Source organism: Azospirillum sp. UENF 111221 (assembly GCF_058780625.1).
Genome location: NZ_JBSNCH010000002.1, coordinates 805003 through 828171, shown reverse-complemented (window position 1 = coordinate 828171; position 23169 = coordinate 805003). Strand labels below are relative to the sequence as shown.

The following is a 23169-nucleotide window of genomic DNA, read 5'->3' as shown; positions in this document are numbered from 1 at the left end:
CACCGCCATCATCGGCATCGTCACGCCGAAGCCGGCGTCCTGCAGGATATCGCGGGAAAACAGGGCATTGCGGCTGATGCCGGTGCCGCCGTCGAAATAGCCGAACAGGTTGACGCCCTTCGCCTGCGGCATGCGCGGCAGGTGGCGCGCCACCGGCGCGCATTGCCGCTGGCGCAGCGACGACAGGCTCAGGGCCTGCGCCCCCGGCACGCCGAGGCGGGTGTAGAAATAGCCAAGCCCGGACATGGCCTGCCCGTCATGATGGATCGGCGCGTCCAGAAGCGCGCTCACCTCCGGCGGCAGGAACAGGTCGTCCAGGTTCCAGCGCAGCAGCCACAGCGAGATCGCCAGCAGCAGGGGGAACAGCGCCCGCTCGTCGCGCAGGTCGAAGGCCGCGGTCAGCTCGGGGTCGCGGGCATGCATTCCGGCGTAGAAGCGCGAGATCAGTCCATGGCGGTCGATCCGGGCCGGCGCATTCGAGATCCTCCACATGGCGGGGGGACAACGATTCCTTGGGCAGGCGGGCCTTGCCGAACATCCAGTGGACGAGGTCGCACAGCACGTCACCGTCACCGCTGGCCGCACCGGTCTCGCCCGTCCGGTAGGCCGAGAGCAGGCGCGAGTGGAAGAAGCCGGCGGCATCCTCTTCGCCCGAGGTCAGATAAGCCGTCACATCGGCCGGCAGCGGGCACCATGCATGGTCGGCCAGCGTGAAGCGCTCGGCGTGCTGCACCAGAAAGCGGGTCAGGTCGGCCGCGCTGCGCAGATGGAAGTTCCGCTGTTCCTGCAACCGGTAGAGCTGGTGTGCCAGGAAGGAGCCGACCGTCAGCTCGCTCCTTTCAAACCCCTCGGCGTTACGGACCAGCCTTGCGTCCTCGATCTGGTCGCGTCCACGCCTGGTCTGGTTCGTCGTCTCGCAAAGCGCACTGGCGCACAGGGCCTGCCGTTCCGGCGTCATTCCGGACAGGGCCGTGTCGATCACCGCCCGGTGAAGGCCGGTGACGACGGGGGCGCCTGGAATCGATATCCTGGTGCCATGGATCTTGATGTCGACACAGCAGCCGTCGATCGACAGAAGGCCAGTGGGAAGGGGGATGTTGAAAGCGAGGAAGCCGTTCCGTCCCGGCAGTCCGCTCAGCGCCTTGTGATGCTCGTTGCAGGCATGGGTGCCGAGAAAGCGTCCATCGACATAGAGATCGACCAGGCATTCCTCCGCCGGATTGCTCTGGTTGTGCAGCCAGCCGTAGATCTTGCTGGTCGTCACGAACTCGAGCCGGCCCTGGTAGGTGGCGACCTTTGCGAATTCGACCTTGACCGGGCTGATCGCATTCATCGGACACCCCCCGGCGCGGCGGCCGCGCCGGCTCCGGAGCTGAGTGCAACCGAAGAGGGCGCGTGGCAGTTCAACCCAAAGGCAAGGGAAGAGATCGAAGCGCTCTGGAAAAGCTTAGATCCCGAAGCAATACGCTCCATTTGGTCAGCCGTACCAGCAAAGAGATATCACCGAAGAGGTATAGTATCAAAATCAACCCCAATCGGTTAGGGCTTTTGCATTATATTGCAATCATGAAACAGGAATTTACGCATCCTGGAATTGAAAATTGCGGACCGGGCGGATGGAAGCGAAACGGGGGAAGGTTTCCCTTCCCCCCGCCCTTCCCCTCAGCCCGCCGGCAGGATGAAGCCCTGCGGCGGCTTGCCGGCCTTGTGCAGCGCCCACATGACCTGATAGGCGCGTTCCAGGTTGCGGGTGAAGCGGTGGCTGTCGAACAGCGGCACCGTCATCCGCCCCCCCTCCAGCCGCTTGCGGAAACCGGCGCGCCGCTCGGGATCGCCGGCGAGCGCCACCGCCAGCTCTTCGTAGCCGGACAGCGAGCGGGTGATGGTGTCGGGCAGGCCGGCCGCGTTCAGCAGGCTCGCCGCCACCCTGGACGCGAAGCTCCCGCCCAGGCAGGTCACCACCGGGCAGCCGGCCCACAGCGCGTCGCTGGTGGTGGTGTGGCCGGTGTAGGGCAGGGTGTCGAGCGCCAGATCGGCGACACGGTAGCGGGCGATGTGGTCGGCCAGCGGGCGGGGCGGGGCGAAGACCAGCCGGTCGCCGGAGACGCCTTGGGCCTCGGCCGTGGCTTTCAGATTGGCGGCGGCCTGCGGATTGGCTTCGAACAGCCACAGCACCGATCCGGGCACGCGCTTCAGGATGCGCATCCACAGGGCGAACATGGTCGGGCTGATCTTGTAGGCGGTGTTGAAGGCGGCGAAGACGACGCCGTCCTCCGGCAGGCCGCACTGGCCGCGCGACGGCACCTGCTCGGGCAGCGGGCGGCGGCGGTCGTTGATCTGATAGGCATCGGGCAGGATCGCCAGCCGCTCGGCATAGAAGGGCTGGTGCTCCGGCGGGGTGACGAAGCGGTCGCCGATCACATAATCCATGTACGGGCAGCCGATGGTGCCGGGATAGCCCAGGTAACTGACTTCGACCGGCGCCAGCCGGCGCGACAGCAGGTCGAGCCGGGTCTGCTTCGTGTATCCCTTCAGGTCGATCATGATGTCGACGCCGTCGTCGGCCATGCAGCGGGCGACGGCATCCAGCGGCACGCTGCGGATGTCGCGGAAGCGGTCGAACGACTTCACCAGCCGCTGGCGCATGGCGCTGCCGTCGTCGGGGCCGTAGGAATAGGCCAGCACCTCGAATTGCCCGCGGTCGTGCAGCTCGAACAGCTCGGCCGCCAGATAGGCGGTGGCGTGCTCGTGGAAATCGGCCGAGACATAGGCGATCCGCAAACGGCTGTCGGGCCGGCTGTCGGGCCGGCTTTCCGGCCGCGCCGGCATCGGCGGGGCCGAGGGGCGCTTGACCAGCCGGTCGTAGAACAGCCGGGCGGACCGGTCCTGCTGGGCCGGCGTGGTGTCGATCGACAGGGTGGCCAGCGGGATGACGACGCCGGCATCCTGGTCGATGGTCTCCGTCACCCGGGTGCACAGCCGGTCGTAATCGTCCCAGGCGCACAGCGTCTGCTTGAGGTAGAGGTGGTAGCACAGGGCTTCGGTCTTGGCCGGCGTCAGCGTCACCGCGCGGGCATAGGCGGTTTCCGCCTCGCCCAGGCGGCTCAGTTCGCGCAGGGCGTGGGCATAGCCGAGCATCGCCTCACCATTGCCGGGCTCGATGACCAGCGCCCGCCTCAGGGCGCGGATCGCCTCGGCCATCCGCTGCCCCTCGCGGAGCGCCACGCCGAGATTGGCGGCGGCGAGCGCGTCGATCGGCCGCAGCCGGAGCGCGCGGGCGAAATCGGTCGCCGCCCCGTTGCGGTCGCCGAGCGCCAGGCGGGTCGATCCGCGGTTGACGTAGCCCTCCGGCGTGCCGGGGGTCAGCTGGACGCAGCGGTCGTGGGCGGCCAGGGACTTGCCCATGCGGCCCAGCGACTGCAGCACGGTGCCGAGATTGCTGTGGCTGTCGGACAGATCGGGACGGATCGTGATCGACTGGCGTAGGATGGTCTCCGCCTCCTGCGGGCGGTTCTGCATCATCACCACCGTGCCCAGCAGCTGGAGGATCTCGCCCTGGCCGGGAACGGCGTTCAGGATCGCCCGGCATACCTGCTCCGCCTCGGCCGGCCGGCCGGCCCGGAAATGGTCCAGCGCCAGCCGGAGCGCTTCGTTCAGCGTCATCGCCCCGCCTCCCCGGCGAGAATGCCGGTCCGGTTTCCGGCCTCGGCCGCCACGTCCGCCGTCACCCTGGCCATCACCTCGGCCCAGTCGTTGGGTCTCGCCTGCCGGAACAGGCGCATGGTCGGATACCAGGGGCTGTCGAGGCGGTCGCGCATCCAGCGCCAGTCGGCGAACCATTTCAGCACCACCCAGGTCGGCCGCCCCATGGCGCCGGCCAGATGGCAGACCGAGGTGTCGCAGGTGACGATCAGGTCCATGTTGGCCATCGCCGCGGCGGTGTCGAGGAAGGCATCCGGTCCGGCGTCGAAATCCGCCCCCAGCTCGGTCACCGCCACCCGGTCGCGCAGCCGCTCCAGATGGTCGAGGCCCGACACCTTCTGCAGGCTGTAGAGCCGGACGCCGGCCAGTTTCCCCATCGCCTCGAAGCATTCCAGCGGGATCGACTTGCCGGTCTCGTTGCCGTGCCAGTTGATGCCGATCCGCAAGGCCGGGCGATTGCCGCCCTCCAGCCGGTCCAGCCGCTCCGCCCAGCCGGCCTGCAGCTGCGGCTCCGCCCGCAGATAGGGCACGCCGCCGGGGACGCTGTCCGGCGTGGTGCCGAGCCGGTTCATCAGGCTCATCAGCGAGATGTGGTAATCGTAGGCCGGCAGCGGTTCGCCGAAGGCGAACAGCCCGTCCAGGTCGGGGGCGGCCGACAGCACGCGCTTCAGCGCCGGCTGGCATTCGTAGAGCACCCGCGCGCCCATCCGCTTCAGCACGCCGGCATAGCGGATGTACTGGAAGGAATCGCCCAGCCCCTGCTCGAAATGGACCAGCAGGGTCTTCCCCGCCAGCGGCTGGCCCTGCCACAGGACGCCCGGCATGTTGCGCTTGCGCCAGACCCCCTGCTCCAGCCGGCCCTCATAGGCGACGGTGCCGTTGGCGTAGTCGCCGGCCATCAGCAGGCAGGTGCCGAGATTCTTGCGGTATTCCGGCCTGCCGACGTCGATGGCGAGCGCCCGGCGGTAGTTCAGCGCCGCGTCCGCCAGATGGCCGAGGCTGAGGCTGACGGCGCCCAGGTTGTTGTGGTTGACGGCCACGTCCGGCTCGACGGCCAGCGCCAGCCGGTAGACGGCGCACGCCCGCTCGCCGTCGCCGCTGAACATGAACAGGTTGCCCAGCGTCAGCAGTGCTCCCGGATAGTCGGGCTTCAGTCTCGCCAGTTCGCGGAAGGCGATCAGCGCATGCTCGATGTGGCGCTGGTCCAGCAGGATGCCGCCCAGCGCGTTCAGCGCGTCCAGATGGTCGGGCTTCAGCCGCAGCGCCTGGCGCAGCGGTTCCATCGCCTCGGCCGGCCGGCCGGAGGCGCGCAGGCACAGGCCCAGCGCCCCATGCAGGGTGGCGCCACGCGGTGCCGCGATGTCCGGGTTTTCGTCGATCAGGCGGCGGTAGACGGTGGCCGCCTCGTCGAAGCGGCCGGCCTGGAACAGCGCCGCACCGGTGTTGTAGGCCTGGACGAAGGCCGGCGAGAACTCGGAAATGGCAACCCCCAACGCTTGATCGCGCAAATGACCGGCGGCGCGGATCGATTGTCGCACTGACCCGCGGCTTCTTAACCCAAGACCCCGGCCGTCAGCAATAAAGGGCTGCCTTGTTCATTTCTTTGATCTTACCCCCGCGGCTTCGCTCCGATGGCCGCCCAGGAGATCTCGTTGACCCAGGCGAGCTGAACGTCCTCCAGCCCGGCGCCCTTCATCAGCGTCTCCACCTCGTCACGGCGCCAGTAGTTGGCGATCTTCGGCAGCATCTGGTCGAAGACGATGGAGCGCAGATGGGCGAAGTCGAAGCGGCGGATCAGGCGGAAATATTCCAGCCGGTCCAGCCCCAGCCGCAAGGCCAGCCACAGCAGGGCGGTCGGCGGCAGGGACAGCGCATGCACCAGCCCGATCGGCAGGCGGCTGAACAGCGCCTTGCGCAGCGGGTCGGCGAAGTGGACGATCCAGCCGTTGTTCTCGCGGCCATAGACCCAGACCATCACCCGTCCGCCGGGTTTCACCGCACGCACCATGTTGGCGAGCGCCGTTTCCGGATGGGCCAGATGGTGGATGACCCCGATGGAGAAGGCGAGGTCGAAGCGCTCCACCTCGTTCAGCTCATAGGCGCTCTGGCGGCGCACCTCCATCGCCGGATGCGGCGCCAGCGTGGCGCGGGCCGAGGCAAGGCTGCGCTCGTCGATGTCGATGGCCAGCCCGCCGGCCGCACCGTAGCTCATCGGCCAATGGCTGTTGCGTCCCATGCCGCAGCCGACGTCGACGAAGGTCAGGCCGCGCCAGTCCTCCGGCTTGAGGAAGGGCGTCCAGCGGCGGAACTGTTCTTCGTAGATGCCCTTCAGCTCGGCATAGCGGCCCCACTCATAGCCGAAGCGGTCGGCCGACCCGCTGTGCACCGCGGATGCGGTGTCGGGGGCGGGGGAAGAAGACGGCGCTTCGCTCATCGCGGCGGTCCGGTGTGGTGGAAGGGCAAGACGGCGCTATCGGTAGAAGCCGGAGGGCGGGCTTGTCAAGCAAGGGGCAGGCAGGGCGGGCAAGGCGGGGAGACGGGCAGGGGAGCAGGACGGGAAGAAGGGTGCGGACAGGCCGGTTCCTCCCGCCGCCGCGGACGGCTACCATGCCGCCCCTTGCCGTGAGACGAAGCCGCCCCTCCATGCCCAACCTCCTGTTCGACAAGCCCGGCATTCCCATCCTGTTCGTCCATATCGGCTACAAGGCCGTGGTCGACATCGCGCTGAGACAGGCGGCGCTTGCCTCGCCCGACAGCCCGGTGATCCTGCTGACCGACGAGATCCGCGACCTGCCCTTTGCGGTCCATCAGGCCGACATCCGCCTTTACACCGGCTCGTACTCCCGCTTCGACGCGGTGTACGAGCATCTCTCGGTGAATGGCGAGGGGTACGAGGCGATGTGCTACGGGCGCTGGTTCTTCGCGCACGAGTTCGCCGTCCGCCATGGGCTGGGCCGCTTCTGCGTGTTCGACAGCGACGTCATGCTCTACCGCCCGGCGGAGCGGTTCTCCGCCGCCTTCGCCGGGCGGATCGCCGGGAACTGGAGTTGGGCCAACTGCTTCGAGGGGCCGGAGGCGCTGGGCTTCCTCTGCGACCGCTTCGTGGAGATCTTCGCCGACAAGCCGAGGCTGCACGCCCTGGGCGACCGTTTCCGCATCGGCGGCCGGCCGCATGTCAGCGACATGCACCTGCTGATGGAGATCGCCGCCGCCGATCCCCGCTTCCTTGAGCAGGGAGGTCTGATCGCCCAGGGCTTCGACCACAACATCCGCGATGCGGACGGCTGCTTCGCCATGCGCGATGGGTTGAAGAGCGTCCGTTTCGGGGCGGACGGCATTCCGGTCTGCGCCCGCACCGACGGCGGCGCCCCGGTTCCCTTCACCTTCCTGCATTTCCAGGGTCCGGCGAAGGACCGGATGGGCGGCTTCGCCTGGCCGGCCGCGGGCCAACCGCCTGTGGACCGGCCGCCTGTAAATCAGCCGCCTGTGGATTGACTGTCCGACCGGCGCTGATCGCACCAGCGCTGCCACATCAGCCGGTAGGCGGTTTCCAGATTGCGCATGAATCGCCCCTCGTCGCACAGCGCCGATGCCCGCAGCCGCTCGCGCATGCCCATGCGCAGCCGCATCAGCCGGGTCAGGTCGCCGGCCAGACCGGCGGCGATGGCAGCGTATTGCCCGGGGGTGCCGGCGACCAGTTCGGGCAGGCCGACGGCGGCCATCAGGCTGGCGCCGACGCGGGCGGCATGCCGGCTGCCCGCCAGCGTCACCAGCGGCGCCCCCATCCACAGCGTGTCGCAGGTGGTGATGGTGCCGTTGTAGGGATGCGGGTCCAGCGCGATGTCGATGCGGTTGTAGGCGGCGAGATGCCCCGCCGCATCCTTGATGAAGCCGACGAGGTCGAGCCGGGCCGGGTCGATGCCGGCGGCGGCGAAGCGCGCGCGCATCGCCGCCGCGGTGCCGGGGTCGGACAGCGGCCGGTCCTTCAGCAGCAGGCGGGAGTCCGGCACCCGCCGCAGAACCTCGGCCCACAGCGCGACGGTGCCGTCGGTGATCTTGGACAGCTTGTTGAAGGACCCGAACGTGACGGTTCCGCTGGCCCCTGCCGGCAGCGGAACCACCGGCGGGGCGGAGGCCGGCGGGCGGAAGCACAGGAAGGGGGCGGGCAGCCGGACCAGCATTTCCACCGCATGGGTATCGGTCGGGCCGACCGGGTCGCTGATCGGATCGACGATGCGGTAGCCGACCGAGTCCATGCCGGTGCCGTTGGGATAGCCCAGCCAGGTCACCTGCACCGGCGCCGGGCGCCGGGCCAGCATCGGCAGCCGGTTCAGCCCCGAATGGCCGGCGAGGTCGACCAGGATGTCGATGCCGTCGGCACGGATCTGCGCCGCCAACGCCTCGTCGTCGAGATGGCCCACGGTGCGCCAGCCGTCGGCCTGCGCCTTGAAGCGGGCGGTGTGGGCGTCGGCATGGGTGTCCGGCAGGATCGAATAGCAGACGATCTCGAAGCGGTCGCGGTCGGCCGCCTCGAACAGGGGCGTCAGGAAATAGGCGCCCAGATGCTCGCGGAACTCGACCGACAGGTAGCCGATGCGCAGCCGCTTCTCCGGATCGGGGCGGTTGGCGTGCGGAGCCGCCGCCGGCAGCCGGCCGTCCTGCCGGCCGAAGCGCTCGTCGAAGCGCCGGTGTTCGGCCAGCAGGCGCTCGCCGGACAAATCCAGGTAGTTCAGGCACAGCAACCGCTGGCTGGCGATCAGCGGATCGGCGGGGGCCAGCCGTTCGGCCTGGTCGAAGCATGGGGCCGCCGCATCGGCATTGCCGCGCATCTGGTGGGTGACGCCCAGATTGAACCAGACGCCGATGTCCTGCCGTGGATTGGCGGCAATCGCCCGGGTCCAGCGCCGGACCGCCTCGTCCAGCCGGTTGGCGCCGTAGGCGCTGCTGCCCAGCCCGACCCAGGGCTTATCGTAGTCCGGCCGCAGGACCAGGGATTTGCGCAGCGCCGCCGCCGCCGCGTCGGGCTGGTTCAGGTCGGACAGGATGACGCCCAGATTGTTCCAGACGTCGGCGGCCGTGCCGTCCTGAGCCAGCAGAGCGCGGCAAAGCGCCGCCGCTTCCTCCAGGCGCCCGGCGTTGAAAGCCTCCAGCGCCTGCCGCTTGAGCGTTTCCTGAACGGGGGCGGTCATGAACGCGCTCAGGCGAGCCGGGCTTCGACCTGTTCGCACAGGTAATGGTACAGGCAGATGTGGACCTGCTGGATCAGCGGGGTGGAGCGCGACGGCACGTCCAGCAGGATGTCGCTCAGCCCCGCCATCTTGCCGCCGCCCTCGCCGGTCATGGCGATGGTGGTCATGCCCAGCCGCTTCGCCACCTCGAAGGCGGCGATCACGTTGCGCGAGTTGCCGCTGGTGGAGATGCCCAGCAGCACGCCGCCCGGCTCGCCATAGGCCTCGGCCTGGCGGGCGAAGACGCTGTCGTAGGAATAGTCGTTGCTCCAGGCGGTCAGGACGGCCGCGTTGGAGCTGAGGCAGATCGCCTTCAGCCCGCGGCGCTCCTTCAGGAAGCGGCCGACCAGTTCGCCGGTGATGTGCTGGGCATCCGACGCCGAGCCGCCGTTGCCGCAGACCAGCAGCGCCCGGTTGGCGCCCAGCGCGGTGGCGACCGCATCGACCGCCGCCTCGACCCGCGCCGGATCCAGGCTGTCCATGGTGCGCCGCAGGACGTCGATGGCGGCGGTGAGGCAGCCGTGCAGCGAGGGGGCGGAGGTGGCCTGGGAATCCATGGGCGGAATACCTTTGCGTGACCGATGATGCGCGTCGGCGGTGACGGGACGGGGCGGACCCTGCGCGCGTGCCCCATGTGCAGCGGCCAGTGCATCCTATGGATCGCGGGGGCCTGTCAACTGCAAGCCGCGCAATGACGGCTTTCCCAGACCGCCGGGAAAGCCTATTTTCGGTCCTGTGCCCCGGCGGCGGGGCGAGGATGCCAAGGGTGGCCTATGACGACGCGGACGGTCCGGCTGGGCCCCCTCAGCGTGAAGATGTATTGTGCGATCGGCATGATCGCCGTGTCCTGGGCGCAGTTGGAAGACATGGTTTCGCTGTGCATCTCGCGCCTTCTCGGCACCGATCACACCGATTTCCTGCCGATTGCCTCCAACATGCAGATCAAGGCGCGCTTCGATGCGCTGAAGTCCATCGCCGGCCTGCGCCTGCCCGCGGACGAGGCCAAGGCCCTGATCGCCCGCTGCGACGAGGCGCTGGAGCTGGGGCGGGAGCGCAACAAGATCCTGCACGGCTCCTGGATCCAGGGTGAGACCGACGATGTCGCCATCCGCCTGAACTATCGCGCCCATGGCCGCATCTCCACCGACGCTCCCGTCATCTCCGCCCGCGAGATCGCGGAGATCAGCGACCGCATCACCATGCTGACCGAAGGCTTCGCGCAGACCCTGCAACGCCTCGGCCTGTTCGATCCCAAGAACCCGATGCGCAGCCCGGCGCGCGATTCAGGCAGGACGCCGGAGCCGCCCCTCGATTGAAGGCCGGCCTCGGCGGCCTCCCGCCAACTCCCCTGCCAGCTTCCCCGCCAACTCCCCGACCGATGCCGGTGACGGCACCGGCGCCTCGATTTCCGGTTTTTCCCGACAGGCCATGCCTTCCATCCACGATATCCTGACCAAGGCCGTCGCCCTCCACAACGGCGGCCAGCCGGAGCGGGCGGCGGCGCTCTACCGAGACGTCCTGGCGGTGGAGCCGGCCGAGCCGCACTCCCTGCATCTGCTGGGGCTGCAGATGCGCCGTGCCGGCCGCGAGGCGGAGGGGATTGCACTGATGGCGCGGTCGCTCCTGCTGGCCCCCACCCTTGCCCCCGCCCTCTTCAACCAGGCGCGCGCCTTGCAGGATTCGGGGCGGCTCGACGAGGCCATCGCGCATTTCCGCCGCAAGCTGGAGGTGGAGCCGGACTGTGGCGTGACGCTGATCACCCTGGGAAGCGAAGCGCTCGCCCGTGGCCGGCTGGACGAGGCCGAACGGATTTTGCGCCGCGCCGCCGCCCTGGAGGCGGGCGGCGCATTCGCATCCCGGCTGCGCCGGGCACTGGAGCGAGTAGCCACCGCCCGCGGGATCGCCCGCGATGCCGCCGACCCGTCGCTGCCGCCGGGGCTGGTGGTCCGCGGCGCCTTCCGCGACAACAGCGGCTATGCCCACAAGGTCCGCCAGTTCGTCCGCCATCTGGTCGATGCAGGAGTGCGGATCCGGCTGGTCGACCTGAACCATGACGATGTCGACAATCTGCCCGACGATCAGATCGACCCGCTCCTTCACACGCTCGACCGGCCGGTGCGGGCCAAGGCGGTGCTGAGCTTCACCACGCCGCTGGTGGTCGAGGCGGTGCCAAACCTGAAGACGATCAACTACACCGTGTTCGAGGCGCTCGACATTCCGCCCCTGTGGGCGACGCACAGCCGGCGCCACGACCATGTCGTCGTCGCCACCGACTCCTCCCGCCAAGCATGGCTCAATGCCGGCCATCCGGCCGGCCGCGTCCATGTCTGCCCGGAAGGGGTGGAACCGCTGGAGCCCGGCCGGGTGGCGCCCGCCGCCTTCCTTGGCCTGAACGGGCGCCGGATGACCGACTATCCGGTGCGCATCCTCAACATTTCCGACCTCAACAGCCGCAAGAACCTGGAGGGGCTGCTGCGGGTGTGGCTGCGCACGACGCGGGCGGAGGATGGCGCCGCCCTGCTGCTGAAGGCCGGCAAAGGGGGAGGGGCGTCCGGCAGCATCCGCGATCTTCTGGTCCGGCTGACGGCGGAGACCGGCCGGACATTGGAGCAGGCAGCCCCTCTGTTCCTGATCGAGGGCATGCTGTCGGATGCGGACATGATGTCGCTCCACGCCACCGCCACCCATTACTGGAGCATGTCGCATGGCGAGGGCTGGGACCTGCCGATGGCGCAGGCCGGCGCCATGGGGCTGACCCTGCTGGCCCCGGACCACAGCGCCTATCGCGCCTATCTGGACGGCCGGGTGGCCCACATGATTCCCAGCCGCGTCACCCCCGCCCTGGACGGCTATCGCGGCCGGGACTGGTGGACCCCCGACGAGGAGGCAGCCGCCCGGCTGCTGCGCGCGGTCATCGACGATCCCGACGGCACCCGACTGTCCGCCCGCGAGCTTCTGCTGGAGAATTTCAGCTGGCGGTCCGCCGCCCACCGGCTGATCGGCCTTCTGCGCGGGCTGGACGCCCTGTGACCGGCGGCCCCGACCTTCTCGGCATTGGCCCGGCCCCGGAGCGAGGGGCTCTTGCATCGTCGGGGGGAGCAGGGCAAAGAGCCATCTTCGGCCCTCGGCTTCGGCACGCACCTTAACGCAGGCGGGTTTGCGCATGGATCAGCAGAAATTCCGGCAGGTGATCGGCGGCATCGCCGCGGCCTGCGCAATCGACCATGCCGCCCTCGACCGCGAGCTTTGCGCCATCGAGGCCGCCGGCGACCGTCAGCGCCTCTACGACATCATAGCGCTGCTGATTTCCCGGATCGGCGACGGGGCGGAGAGGGGCCGGCTTGCCGACGCGCTGATCGGCTGCCGGCCCGATGACGAGGCCCTGTATCTCGCCCTGGCGCACCGGCTGGCCTATGCCGGCATGGGGGTCCTCGAACGCGATCCGGCCATCCCCCGGCAGGGCATCGACCTGCTCGGCCGGGCGCTGGAACGGGCGGCGCCATCCCCCCTGCGGCCGCAGGTCCATGCCAACCTGTCCTTCCTGTTCAACGAGGCCGGCCGCCCCGATCTGGCGGAGGCCCATGGCCGCGCCGCGGCCGGCTGCCAGAATGCCATCTTCCATCTCTGGCTCGGCGAAGCCCTGTTCCGGCAGGGAAAATACGCAAGCGACGGGCTCTGCGTCATCGACCTGTCGTCCCTGTCCTTCCGCCGGGCGGCCCAGGCCCTGGCCCAGGCGGATGCGGCGCCGCCCTTCGCCCCGGCCGGACGGCATGTGGTGCTGGTGTCGGTGGACGGCGCCTATTTCAAGCGCTACGCCGCAGCGCAGATCCTGAACCTCCACGCGCTCGGGTCGGCGGTGGCCGTCCACTACCACATCGTCAACGGCGATGCGGAGGTCGCCCAGCTGATCGAGCGGCTGCGGGGCATCGTCGGCGCCATGCCGGTCACCTTCTCGCACGAGCGCTGGGCGCTGCGGGGGGAGGCCATCGACAAGCCCTATTACGCGTCCTCCCGCTTCCTCATCGCGGCGGAGGCGATGCTGCTGCACAAGGCCGACGTGATCGTCTGCGATGCCGACGTGCTGTTCCGCGAGAAGCCGGAGGACATCGTCAGGCTCGCCGGCACCGCCGACGTCGCCCACACCGACTATCGCGGCGAGCCGCTGTGCAGCCGCTACAACGCCTCCTTCGTCTATTTCCGCCACAGCCGCAGCGGCTATCTGACGCTGCTGATGATCGCGGATTTCCTGCGGACCAACTTCGCCCGCTGCTACATCTGGATGATCGACCAGGTCGCCCTGTTCGCCTGCGTCGAACGCGCCGCGCAGCTGCTGGGGAGCGAGATGGCGCACGCCGCCTGGCCGGACAGCGTCCTGCCGCCGCGTGCCCCCGATGCGCTGCCGCTCGTCCTGACCGGCGCGCTCGCCGGAAAGCACGGCAACAGCCCCTACAGCGCGAAGCGGGACGAAATCCTGCGGGCATACGGCCTGTGAGGAGCGCGGGACGCCGGTCCGCCGGTTTGTCTTCGGCCGTGCATCGCGATTGCGGCTGCGGTAAGTAAGCGGCCGTCCTGCCCGCGCCCGAACGGCCCGGCAGATGGATTGCCCCGACGGAGCTTTCATGCCGACCCTCGAAGAAGCCTTCCGCATCGCCGTCGAGCACCACCATGCCGGACGGCTGGCCGAGGCCGAGGCCGTCTACGAGAGCATCCTCGTGGCGGTGCCCGACCAGCCGGAGGCGATGTCGAACCTGGGCTACGCCCAGCAGATGCAGGGCAGGCTGGGGGCGGCGGCGGCCACCTACCGCAAGGTCCTGGCCAAATGGCCCGACCGGCCGCAGGCCCATATCCGGCTGGGCGAGATGATGCAGTGGACCGGCCGCTGGGGGACCGCGGCCGACTGTTACGAGACCGCGGCGTCGCTGCTGCCGAACGATGAGGGGCTGGCGGCCCAGCTCGACCATGCCCTGTCGCTCGCCTCCCGCCACCAGGCGCTGCGCGAGCCGCTGCGCCGTGGCGGACGGCTGGACCTGCGCGACGTCACCTTCCTGGTGCCCTGCCGGATCGAATCCCCGGACCGCAGGCGCAACCTGCGCATCCTGGTCACCTATCTGCGGCGGTATCTGGACACCAACATCCTGATCTGCGAGGACAATCCGGAGCGCCAGGACGTCCCCGGCATCATGGCCGAACTGGGGCTGGGGTCCGCCGACTACGGCTATGTCCACCTGACCGGCAACGACAGCCCCTACACGCACAAGGCCAAGCAGATCAACCTCATGGCGGCGGCGGCGGCCACGCCGATCCTGGTCGTGCAGGACACCGACGTTCTGGTGGAGCCGACCCAGTATGTGCTGGCCCGGCAGGCCGTCCATGACGGCGCGGCGCTCGCCTGCCCGTTCAACGGCCTGTTCTTCGACGTCGCCCCCGACTTCGTGCCCGGCGTGGAGCGGACGCTGGCGGTGACCCAGATCGACCTGTTCGATCCGCGCAACGAGATGCTCTACAAGAACTCCTACGGCGGCTCGGTCTTCTTCGCCCGCCGGGTGTTCGACCGGCTCGGCGGCTTCAACGAGAGATTCGTCTCCTGGGGCTGGGAGGATTTCGAGATCTACCGCCGCCTGGAACTGCTGGGCGAGCGGGTGGAGCGGACGCTGGGGCCGCTGCTCCATCTCAGCCATGCGCGGTCGGCCAATTCGGTCACGGAAAACCCCTGGTACGCCCACAACACCGCCGAGTATGAGCGGGTGGTGTCGATGACCCCCGACCGGATCCGGGCGGAGATCGCCGGCGGCGGCTTCCGCCGTCCGCTGGTCGGCGCGGACACCGTCCCCGGCTGGGGGGAGCCGCCGGCCTCCTGAGTCCGGCCCATGGCGCGGCGGGCATGGGGTCCGCCGTTTCCCAACCCGCGTCCGAGACCTCCGCATGCCGCCGCACACGCAAGCCGCCTCCCTCCTCCCGCAGCCGGCAGCCGACGCTCCCCGCACGCTGTTCTGCTGCCTTGCCACGCCCGACTATTACCGCCGGCCGCTGTTCTCGGAGCGCGAGGTGTTCTGCGGGCCCGACTGCCCGACGGTGGAAACCGGCGACGGCTTCGCGTCGCTGAACACCCCGCCCGGCGAATATGATCTGGTGGCCGTCGTCGCCCGACTGCCGGCGCACCAGCGTCCGGAGCTGATCGTGGTGAAGGCCGACGCCACCCGGCGCAACCTTCCCCGCGGGCTGGACCGGCTGCCGGGCACCAAGGTTCTGCTGGTCGGCGACACCCACCATTTCGCCGGCCCGCTGCGCACGCTGCTGGCCTATGGCGCGATGGAGAGCTTCGACGCGGTGGTTCTCGACCACACCCGCCAGCATGCCCATGCCTTCCTGGAGGCGGGGTTCGACCGCGTCTATTGGATCCCGGCGGTGGATTATGCGCTGCGCCGGCGCGACATTCCCGCAGTCCCCGACCGCCCCCTCACCTTCGTCGGCCAGGTCGGCGCCTTCCATCCCTGGCGGCGTCATGTGCTGGACCGGCTGACGGAAGCCGGGCTGCCGCTGACCGCGATGCGGGCGCCGCCGGAAATGGCGGCCGACATCTATGCCGGCTCGCAGATCACGCTGAACGTCTCGCTGAACGGCGACCTCAACCTGCGCGTCTTCGAGGCGCTGGGCGCCGGCGGCTTCCTGCTGACCGATGCGCTGTCGCCCGACGCCGGTCTGGAGCGCTGCTTCACCCCCGGCCGCCATCTCGCGACCTACCGTTCGCCCGGCGAGCTGGTGGAGATGGCCCGCCATTACCTCGACCACCCGGATCAGGCGATGGCGATCCGCCGGGCCGGACAGGCGCATCTGCTGGAATTCCACAGCCCGCGGGTCAAATGCGCCCAGTTCTACGCCGCGGTGTTGGACGACCGCGTCGATCCGGCGCTGGAGGTGCGCGGGGAACGACGCGGACTGTCGGCCCTGCCGGCCCGGAGCGCCGGCTTCCGCTGCCGCCTCGCCGCCTACGAGGCATTGCAGAGGCTGCAACTGACCGCGTCGCGGCTGACCGTCCATGCCGCCGTGGAGGACGGATTCGCCGCCGACCTGCGCCTCATGGCCCGCGATTTGCCGCGGGTGGCCTTTGCCGCACCCGGCGCCACACCGGACGCCGCGCCGGACGCCGAGACCGCCCCGGTTGCCCTGCCGCTGCCGCCATCCCCCGACCGGGTGCGGGACGATGCGGTGACGCTGCTGCCCTGGCCGGGTGCCGGTTCCGATAGGGCCGAAGCCGACCGCCGGATGGCCCGGCTGTCCGGCGCCTTCGTCCTCTGCCCCGCCGCGTCGGCGCGCGACCATGCCGCGGTCTCCGCCCATCTGGCCGGCTGGGGCTTCGTGCCCACCGAACCCGGCGGCATCCTGTTCCAGTGCGCCGACGCCCTGCGCTATGCCGGACGCTCGCTGTCCGATCCGGACTTGGCGGCGGGACTGGCGCCGGATCTGCGGCGTGCGCGCCTGGCGGCGCTGGAGCCGATGCTGAGGACCGCCGACCAGATGGTCGGCGCCGCCCGTCTGGCCGCCCGCTTCGGCGAGAACAGCTTGGCGGAACGGTTTCTGCTGGGTGCCGTCGGGCTGGACCGCCAGCAGCCGGATGCGCTCGCCGGGCTGGCCCGCCTGTGTGCGGTGGCGGGACGCGCGTTGGAGGCATTCGTCTATCTCTGCGAGGCCCGGCGTGCCGCCCGTCTCGCCGGAACCGCAGACCCGGCTCCGGATTTGGACGCCGCCGCCTTCGCCGCCGCCACCGGCGGCCATCCGGGGCTGGAGCGCTACCTCGGCCTGTTCCGGCAGGCGGCCGCCCCGTCGACCGGCCGGCCGCGCCGCATCCTGGTGGTCACCAACCTGTTCCCACCGCAGGAGTTCGGCGGCTATGGCCGCAAGCTGTGGGAGTTCTCGGCCGAACTGATCCGCCGCGGCCATGTGGTGACGGTGCTGACCGCCGACGTGCCCGAACTCGCCCGGCCCGGCATGGCCGGCACCGAGGATATCGAGGCGCATGTCGACCGCTCGCTGACCCTCTATGGCACCTGGAAGGACGGCCGCGCCTTCATCCACGACGATCCGGCCCATCGCGCCGCGCTGGTCCGCGCCAACATCCGCCGCGTGCTGGAGACCGCCCGCGACTTCCGCGCCGACGCCTGTCTGGTCGGCAACCTCGATCTGGTCGGAACCGAGTTTCTCGACCCGCTGACCCGGCAGATGGGCGTCCCGGTTCTGCACTGCCTGGGCAACCAGAATCCCGGCTACGCGCCGGAGACGGCACCCCGCTCCCCCCTCTACCGCGCCGGACCGGCCAGCGGCTGGGTGGCGGACCGGCTTGTCGCCGGCGGCTACGGCCTGCCCGCCACGGTGATCCATCCCGGCGCCCGCGTCGATTATTTCCACCGCGCGGCGATGCCCTCGACCGACCGGCTGCGCATCGCCTTCGCCAGCCTGTTCGTCAACTACAAGGGGCCGCAGACGCTGATCAACGCGCTTGCGATCCTGCACCGCGAGGGCATCGACTTCGACTGCACCTTCGCCGGGGAGGCGCCGGACACCGATCTGGCGGCCCGCTGCCGCGACTTCATCGAGCGCCACGGCATGGCCGGCAAGGTGCGCTTCACCGGCTTCCTCGACCGCCGCGGCCTGTCCGACCTGTTCGCCCGCTGCAACGTCCTGGTCTTCCCCAGCGTCTTCCAGGAGCCCTTCGGCATCTCGCAGGTGGAGGCGATGGCCGCCGGCCTGACCGTGGTCGGCAGTGGCACCGGCGGCAGCGGCGAGGTGCTGCGCGACGGCGTGGACGGCCTGCTGTTCAAGGCGGAGGACCATGAGGCGCTTGCCGGCCGCCTGCGCAGCCTGGTCAAGGACCGCGATGCCTGGCTGCGCATGGCCTTGTCCGGCCGCGACCGCGCCCGCGACTTCACCGTCGCCCGGTCCGTCGACCGCATCGAAGCGGTGTTCGAGGAGCTGGCCAGAGTGAAAGATGGCCTCTAAAGTTGCCAATAATGAAGATTTTTGGTATTATCGTCAAAGTTGTTGCCGGAAATACCTATTAGTTTTTGGGTAAATTGAAGATGACAAATGTCCTCGTCACTTGTTGCAACTCCGAATATTACTCATCCTGCCTTCTTTTGATTAGTACTGTCCATAATTTGAGCGATTCGACTATTGATAAGATCCTTGTCTATAATCTCGGTCTTTTGGGCGAAGAGGTCGCTTTCCTGGAAAAGTGTCATAAGGTCCAAGTCGTGGAATTCCCGGCCTGGATGTCCGACATATACCCCGAGTTCCTCACCCCCAAGCAGTATGCCTGGAAGACCTTCGTCATCAAGGATGCGGCATCCTACGGAGACAACATCTTCTATCTCGATTCCGGCGCGATGTTGGTAAGGGACATCAAGGACATCTACGAGAAGATCGAAAAGAATCACATTTTCGTCGTCGGCGGTTGGGGGCAAAACAAGACCTGGACCCATGATCTCTGCTTCAAGATCATGGGGGCCTCCGAGAAGGAAAAGAATGCCAATCAGATATCCGCAGGAATCCAGGGTTACAAACCCAACGGCCGGTTCCAGCGTTACGTGGATGAAGGGTTTCTTTACGCCTGCATCAAGAGCGCAATTTTCGGCGATCACAAGAACCATCGCCATGACCAGAGCATCTATTCCGTCCTGGTCAGCCGCTACGGCATAGAACCCGAGGACATAGGCATCTACGGCGAGTTGCAAGGCATTCTAAGGCCCGATCAGGCCATCTATGTCCACAGACGCGCTTTCCCGGTTTCCAAAATCCAGCTCAAGGCGAAGGGGCGGGAATGACCTGACGGGTCACTTCCGGAGCCCGGCGGTGAGAAAAAAGGTCCGGAGCAACCGCCCCTTTCGATAGGGGAATGAAAGGCTGTAGAGTGGCCGTGCCGCAGTCCGCGGTGCTGTTTCCCTCCCGGTCATGCCAATCACACTCTCCGACCTGCCCGACGCCCCAGGCGGCACGATGCCTGTCTGTTCCTGCCTGTTGTGCAGCGCTGCCGGTTGGAGAACTCCCGCCATCGTGATGCTTGGATGCGCATGGCCCTGTCCGGCCGCGCCCGCGACTTCACCGTCGCCCGCTCGGTCGACCGGATCGAGGCGGTGTTCGAGGAGTTGATCGGAAGGAAAGGCAACCCGCCGGGTTGCTGATGCAGCGAGATTTCTGATAATGTCGGTCAAATTTTCCGGAAGAATTCCTGTGTCGGGGCAGTGCTGAAGATGTCGAATGTCCTTGTTACCTGCTGCAACTCCGCCTACTACGAATCCTGCCTTCTTCTGATCAGCACTGTTCATTCGACGAGCGATTCCACCATCGACAGAATCCTCGTCTACAATCTCGGTCTTTCAGGAGAACAGGTCGATTTGCTGAACAGGTGCCACAAGGTGCAGGTCGTGGAATTCCCGGCCTGGTTGTCCGACATATACCCCGAGTTCCTCACTCCCAAGCAGTATGCCTGGAAGACCTTCGTCATCAAGGATGCGGCATCCTACGGAGACAACATCTTCTATCTCGATTCCGGCGCGATGCTGGTGCGGGACATCAAGGACATCTACGAGAAGATCGAGCAGAACCATATCTTCGTCGTCGGCGATTCCCACAAGAACAGGACCTGGACGCACGATCTCTGCTTCAGGATCATGGGAGCGTCCGAAGAGGAAAAGAACGCCAACCAGATATGCGCGGGAATCCAGGGCTACAAGCCCAATGGACGGTTCCAGCGCTATGTGGACGAGGGGTTCCTCTACGCCTGCATCAAGAGCGCGATTTTCGGCGACCATAAAAATCATCGCCATGACCAGAGCATCTATTCCGTTCTTGTCAAGCGCTATGGCATCGAACATGAGGACATCGACATCTACGGCGAGTGGAAAGGCATCCTGAGGCCCAATCAGGCCATCTATGTCCACAGGCGTTATTTCCCGGTCTCCAAGATCCATCTCAAGATGAAGGGGTGATGGGGTTGACCGGCCGGGATCCGGCCGATCGCCCTCCAAGGCACGGCGGTGAGAAAAAGGTCCGGGTTTGCCTCCCCTTTCGATTGGGGAATGAAAGGTTGTAGAGTGGCGGAGCCGCAGATCCGCGGCCCGGATCCGCTCCCGTCCATGACGACCACCATTTCCGACCTGTCCGACGCCCCGGCCGGCACCGTGCCTGCCTGTTCCTGCCTGCTGTGCAATGCCGCCGGCTGGAGTGCCGCGCCGATTGCCGCAACCCCGGACCCGCAAGGTTCGGTTCCGCAGGGCGCCGCCTCCGCCACCGTCTCGGCCCTGCTGGCGACGGGGACGCCACGCTGGGGCAGCGGTGCCGCCGGCAGCGGGGCAACCGTCACCTACAGCTTCATGGAGCAGCTGCCGTCCTACGCCACCGTCTCGGACGGGACCGGGTTCGCGCCGCTGTCCGCCACGCAGCGCGACGCGGTGCGCCAAGCATTGGCCGCCTGGAGCGCGGTCGCCAACATCTTCTTCGTCGAGACCTCCGACAGCGCCAACAGCGGGCAGGGCGGGTCGATCCGCCTCGGCACCAACCGGCAAAGCTCCAGCGCCGCCTACGCCTATTATCCGAGCGGCTCGCTCTATGACGGCGGCGGCGACATCTACCTGTCCAACAGCAGTGCCGCCAACACAAGCCCGACGCTTGGAACCTACGGCTACCTGACCATCCTGCACGAGATCGGGCATGCCATCGGGCTGAAGCATCCCGGCAACTACAACGCCACCGGCGGCGGGGGCGAACCGCCCTACCTGTCCTCGGCCGAGGACAATTACCGCTACACGATCATGTCCTACAACAGGCACCCCAGCCTGGGTCTGAACGGGCTGGCGACGGGGCCGGCGCTGTACGACATCGCGGCGGCGCAGTACCTGTACGGCGCCAACACCAACACCCGCATCGGCGACGACCGCTATGCCTTCGCCAGCAACACGGTCGCGGTCAGCCAGTCCATCTGGGATGCCGGCGGCACCGACACCATCGATGCCGGCGGGCAGGCATCGGCCGTCAGCATCGACCTGACGCCCGGAGCCTTCAGCTCCATCGGCCCCAACGGGTCGGGCGGGCTGGCGGTGGGCAATGTGTCGATCGCCGCCGGCGTCACCATCGAGAACGCCATCGGCGGCAGCGGCAACGACATCCTGATCGGCAACGGCGCCAACAACCTGCTGATCGGCGGGGCGGGTGACGACACGCTGACCGGCGGGGCCGGCGACGACACGCTGCAGGGTGGCGGCGGAACCGACACCGCGGTCTACAACGGCAGCCGGTCCTCCTACACCGTCACCGTCACCTCCGACGGCGCCACCATTTCCGGCGGCGGCGAGGGCACCGACACGCTGACCGACGTCGAATTCGCCCTGTTCGCCGACACCCGCATCAGCCTGCTGCCTCCGGCGGTCGCCGCCAGGGCCGGCCGGGTTTCCATCGGTTCCTCCATCGCCATTGCCAGCCTGATCACGGCGACCGATCCGGCCGGCGGCCTCGTCACCCAGTATGAGCTGGTCGACAACACCAGCGGCGCCGGCTCCATCATGGTCGGCGGGACGGCCCAAGCTGCCGGCGCGGCGGTGCCGCTGACCGCGGCGGCCTTCGCCGGCGTCACCTTCGCCGCCTCCACCCTGCCCGGCATCGACGAGCTGTCGGTGCGCGCCTACAACGGCGTGGCGTGGAGCCGTTGGATCGGCTTCACCATCGCCTCGCGACCGGCCAACCGGCCGCCGGCCGTCCAGGGCGACAAGACCCTGACCGCCCTGGAGGCCGGGCCGGCCATCGCTCTCGGCATCGACCGGCCGAGCGACCCGGACGACGGCGACAGCATGACGGTGACGCTGGTCCGCCTGCCGTCCGCCGGCACGCTCCGGCTCGCCAACGGCACCGCCGTCACGGCCGGGGTGACGCTGGGGGTGGCCGATCTGGCCGGCCTGACCTATCAGGCATCATCCGGCACCCCGGCGTCGCCGGGGTCCTTCGCCTACACCGTCACCGACAGCCAGGGGGCGGTCAGCGGCCAGACCGTGACCTTGCGGGTGACCACGCTGGCCGAGACGATGGCCGGCTTCGACCCGCTGGCCTATCTCGCCTCCAATCCCGACCTTGCCGCCGTCTTCGGCACCGACGCCGCGGCGGCGCGTGCGCATTACCTGTCCGTCGGCCGGGCGGAGGGGCGGGCGGCCCGGTCCTTCGACCCGCTCTCCTACCTCGCCGCCAATCCCGATCTGGTGGCGGCCTTCGGCTACGACCTTGCGGCGGCGAGCCGCCATTATCTGACCCTGGGCCGCCGGGAAGGGCGGTCGGCCGGCAGCTTCGACCCGCTGGCCTATCTCGCCGCCAACCCCGACCTCGCCGCCGTCTTCGGCACCGACACCACGGCCGCCACCCGCCATTATCTGTCCAGCGGCCAGCGGGAGGGGCGCAGCACCCGGTTCGACGGCTACGGCTATCTGGTGTCGAACCCGGATCTGGCGTCGGCCTTCGGGCTGGACCCGTCGGCGGCGGCCCGCCATTACGTGACCGCCGGCCGGGCCGAGGGGCGCGGCATCACCTTCGACAGCCTGGCCTATCTGGCCGCCAACCCCGACCTTGCCGCCGCCTTCGGCACCGACACCGCGCGGGCGGCCGGCCATTACCTGTCCAGCGGCCGGCGGGAGGGGCGCAGCACCAGTTTCGACGCGCTCTCCTATCTGGCGGCCAACCGCGACCTCGCCGCCGTCATCGGCAACGATCCCGTGCGGGCGGAGGAGCATTACATCCGCTATGGCCGGCTGGAGAACCGCAGCACCAGCTTCAACACCCACGACTATCTGCTGGCCAACCCGGATCTGCTGAGCGTCTTCCTGGGCAGCGAGCAGCAGGTGAAGCTCTATGTCGTCCTCTACGGCAACACGCCGCGGCGCGACGCCGCCGGCTTCGATGCGCTGAGCTATCTGGCCGCCAACCCGGATCTGGCGGCAACCTTCGGCACCGACACCGCCGCCGCCACCGCCCATTACCAGTCGACCGGACAGGCGGCCGGGCGGCCGACCCAATTCAACGCGCTTGCCTATCTGATGGCCAACCCCGACCTCCAGCGCGCTTTCGGCAGCGACCAGCAGCAGGCTCTGGTCCACTTCATCCAGTATGGCCGCAACGAGCCGCGCCCCAACCCGATCGGCTATGTCCGCCCGTCCACGGCGGGGTTTGCCGTGGACGGCGATGGGATGCTGGCGGCAGGAGGCTGATA

At 68.5% G+C, this 23169-nt stretch carries 15 protein-coding genes; 9 read left to right on the top strand and 6 right to left on the bottom strand.

Annotated elements, in window-relative coordinates:
* Positions 1-256 precede the first annotated feature (256 nt).
* The 4 genes from ACWPN3_RS08245 to ACWPN3_RS08230 all read right to left on the bottom strand — a co-directional run bounded on the left by ACWPN3_RS08245 (position 257) and on the right by ACWPN3_RS08230 (position 6136).
* A complete protein-coding gene (locus ACWPN3_RS08245) occupies positions 257-1333 on the bottom strand; it encodes a hypothetical protein (protein ID WP_492261230.1) in 1077 nt (358 codons plus the stop codon).
* 329 nt (positions 1334-1662) lie between these two features.
* Positions 1663-3663 (bottom strand): O-linked N-acetylglucosamine transferase, SPINDLY family protein, encoded by a 2001-nt coding sequence (locus ACWPN3_RS08240; protein ID WP_492261229.1) that lies wholly within the window; start codon positions 3661-3663, stop codon positions 1663-1665.
* Entirely contained in the window at positions 3660-5240 is a 1581-nt protein-coding gene (locus ACWPN3_RS08235) for a tetratricopeptide repeat protein (RefSeq protein WP_492243579.1), read from the bottom strand. Before ACWPN3_RS08235 ends, ACWPN3_RS08240 begins: the two co-directional genes overlap by 4 nt.
* Before the next feature lie 71 nt (positions 5241-5311).
* Complete coding sequence (locus ACWPN3_RS08230) at positions 5312-6136, bottom strand: class I SAM-dependent methyltransferase (RefSeq protein ID WP_492243580.1); 825 nt, start codon at positions 6134-6136, stop codon at positions 5312-5314.
* Positions 6137-6345: 209 nt separating this feature from the next.
* On the opposite strand from ACWPN3_RS08230, the gene ACWPN3_RS08225 reads away from it, so the two are divergent.
* A complete protein-coding gene (locus ACWPN3_RS08225) occupies positions 6346-7197 on the top strand; it encodes a hypothetical protein (protein ID WP_492243581.1) in 852 nt (283 codons plus the stop codon).
* On the opposite strand, the gene ACWPN3_RS08220 is transcribed toward ACWPN3_RS08225, so the two are convergent.
* Positions 7179-8891 (bottom strand): O-linked N-acetylglucosamine transferase, SPINDLY family protein, encoded by a 1713-nt coding sequence (locus ACWPN3_RS08220; RefSeq protein WP_492243582.1) that lies wholly within the window; start codon positions 8889-8891, stop codon positions 7179-7181. The genes ACWPN3_RS08225 and ACWPN3_RS08220 overlap by 19 nt on opposite strands.
* A gap of 8 nt (positions 8892-8899) precedes the next feature.
* Entirely contained in the window at positions 8900-9487 is a 588-nt protein-coding gene (locus ACWPN3_RS08215) for a D-sedoheptulose-7-phosphate isomerase (RefSeq protein WP_492243583.1), read from the bottom strand.
* 216 nt (positions 9488-9703) lie between these two features.
* Between ACWPN3_RS08215 and ACWPN3_RS08210 the strand changes: the two genes are divergently transcribed.
* From ACWPN3_RS08210 to ACWPN3_RS08175, 8 genes are all read left to right on the top strand, one after another.
* The gene (locus ACWPN3_RS08210; RefSeq protein ID WP_247872667.1) at positions 9704-10246 is read left to right on the top strand and encodes a hypothetical protein; all 543 of its coding nucleotides are present in this window, start codon (positions 9704-9706) and stop codon (positions 10244-10246) included.
* A 112-nt stretch (positions 10247-10358) separates the two neighbouring features.
* The gene (locus tag ACWPN3_RS08205; RefSeq protein WP_492243584.1) at positions 10359-11960 is read left to right on the top strand and encodes a tetratricopeptide repeat protein; all 1602 of its coding nucleotides are present in this window, start codon (positions 10359-10361) and stop codon (positions 11958-11960) included.
* Positions 11961-12093: 133 nt separating this feature from the next.
* Positions 12094-13422: a hypothetical protein gene (locus tag ACWPN3_RS08200; protein ID WP_492243585.1), complete on the top strand. Its 1329-nt coding sequence runs from the start codon at positions 12094-12096 to the stop codon at positions 13420-13422.
* Between the two features lie 127 nt (positions 13423-13549).
* Positions 13550-14788, top strand: a complete 1239-nt coding sequence (locus ACWPN3_RS08195) for a glycosyltransferase family 2 protein (RefSeq protein ID WP_158285307.1) — start codon at positions 13550-13552, stop codon at positions 14786-14788.
* A 64-nt stretch (positions 14789-14852) separates the two neighbouring features.
* Positions 14853-17924 (top strand): glycosyltransferase family protein, encoded by a 3072-nt coding sequence (locus tag ACWPN3_RS08190; protein WP_492243586.1) that lies wholly within the window; start codon positions 14853-14855, stop codon positions 17922-17924.
* Between the two features lie 158 nt (positions 17925-18082).
* Positions 18083-18748 (top strand): hypothetical protein, encoded by a 666-nt coding sequence (locus ACWPN3_RS08185; protein WP_492243587.1) that lies wholly within the window; start codon positions 18083-18085, stop codon positions 18746-18748.
* A gap of 426 nt (positions 18749-19174) precedes the next feature.
* Positions 19175-19912 carry a hypothetical protein gene (locus tag ACWPN3_RS08180; protein ID WP_146207949.1) on the top strand — a complete coding sequence of 246 codons (738 nt, stop codon included), beginning with the start codon at positions 19175-19177 and terminating at the stop codon, positions 19910-19912.
* Positions 19913-20059: 147 nt separating this feature from the next.
* Entirely contained in the window at positions 20060-23167 is a 3108-nt protein-coding gene (locus ACWPN3_RS08175; protein ID WP_492243588.1) for a M10 family metallopeptidase C-terminal domain-containing protein, read from the top strand.
* Positions 23168-23169: the final 2 nt, after the last annotated feature.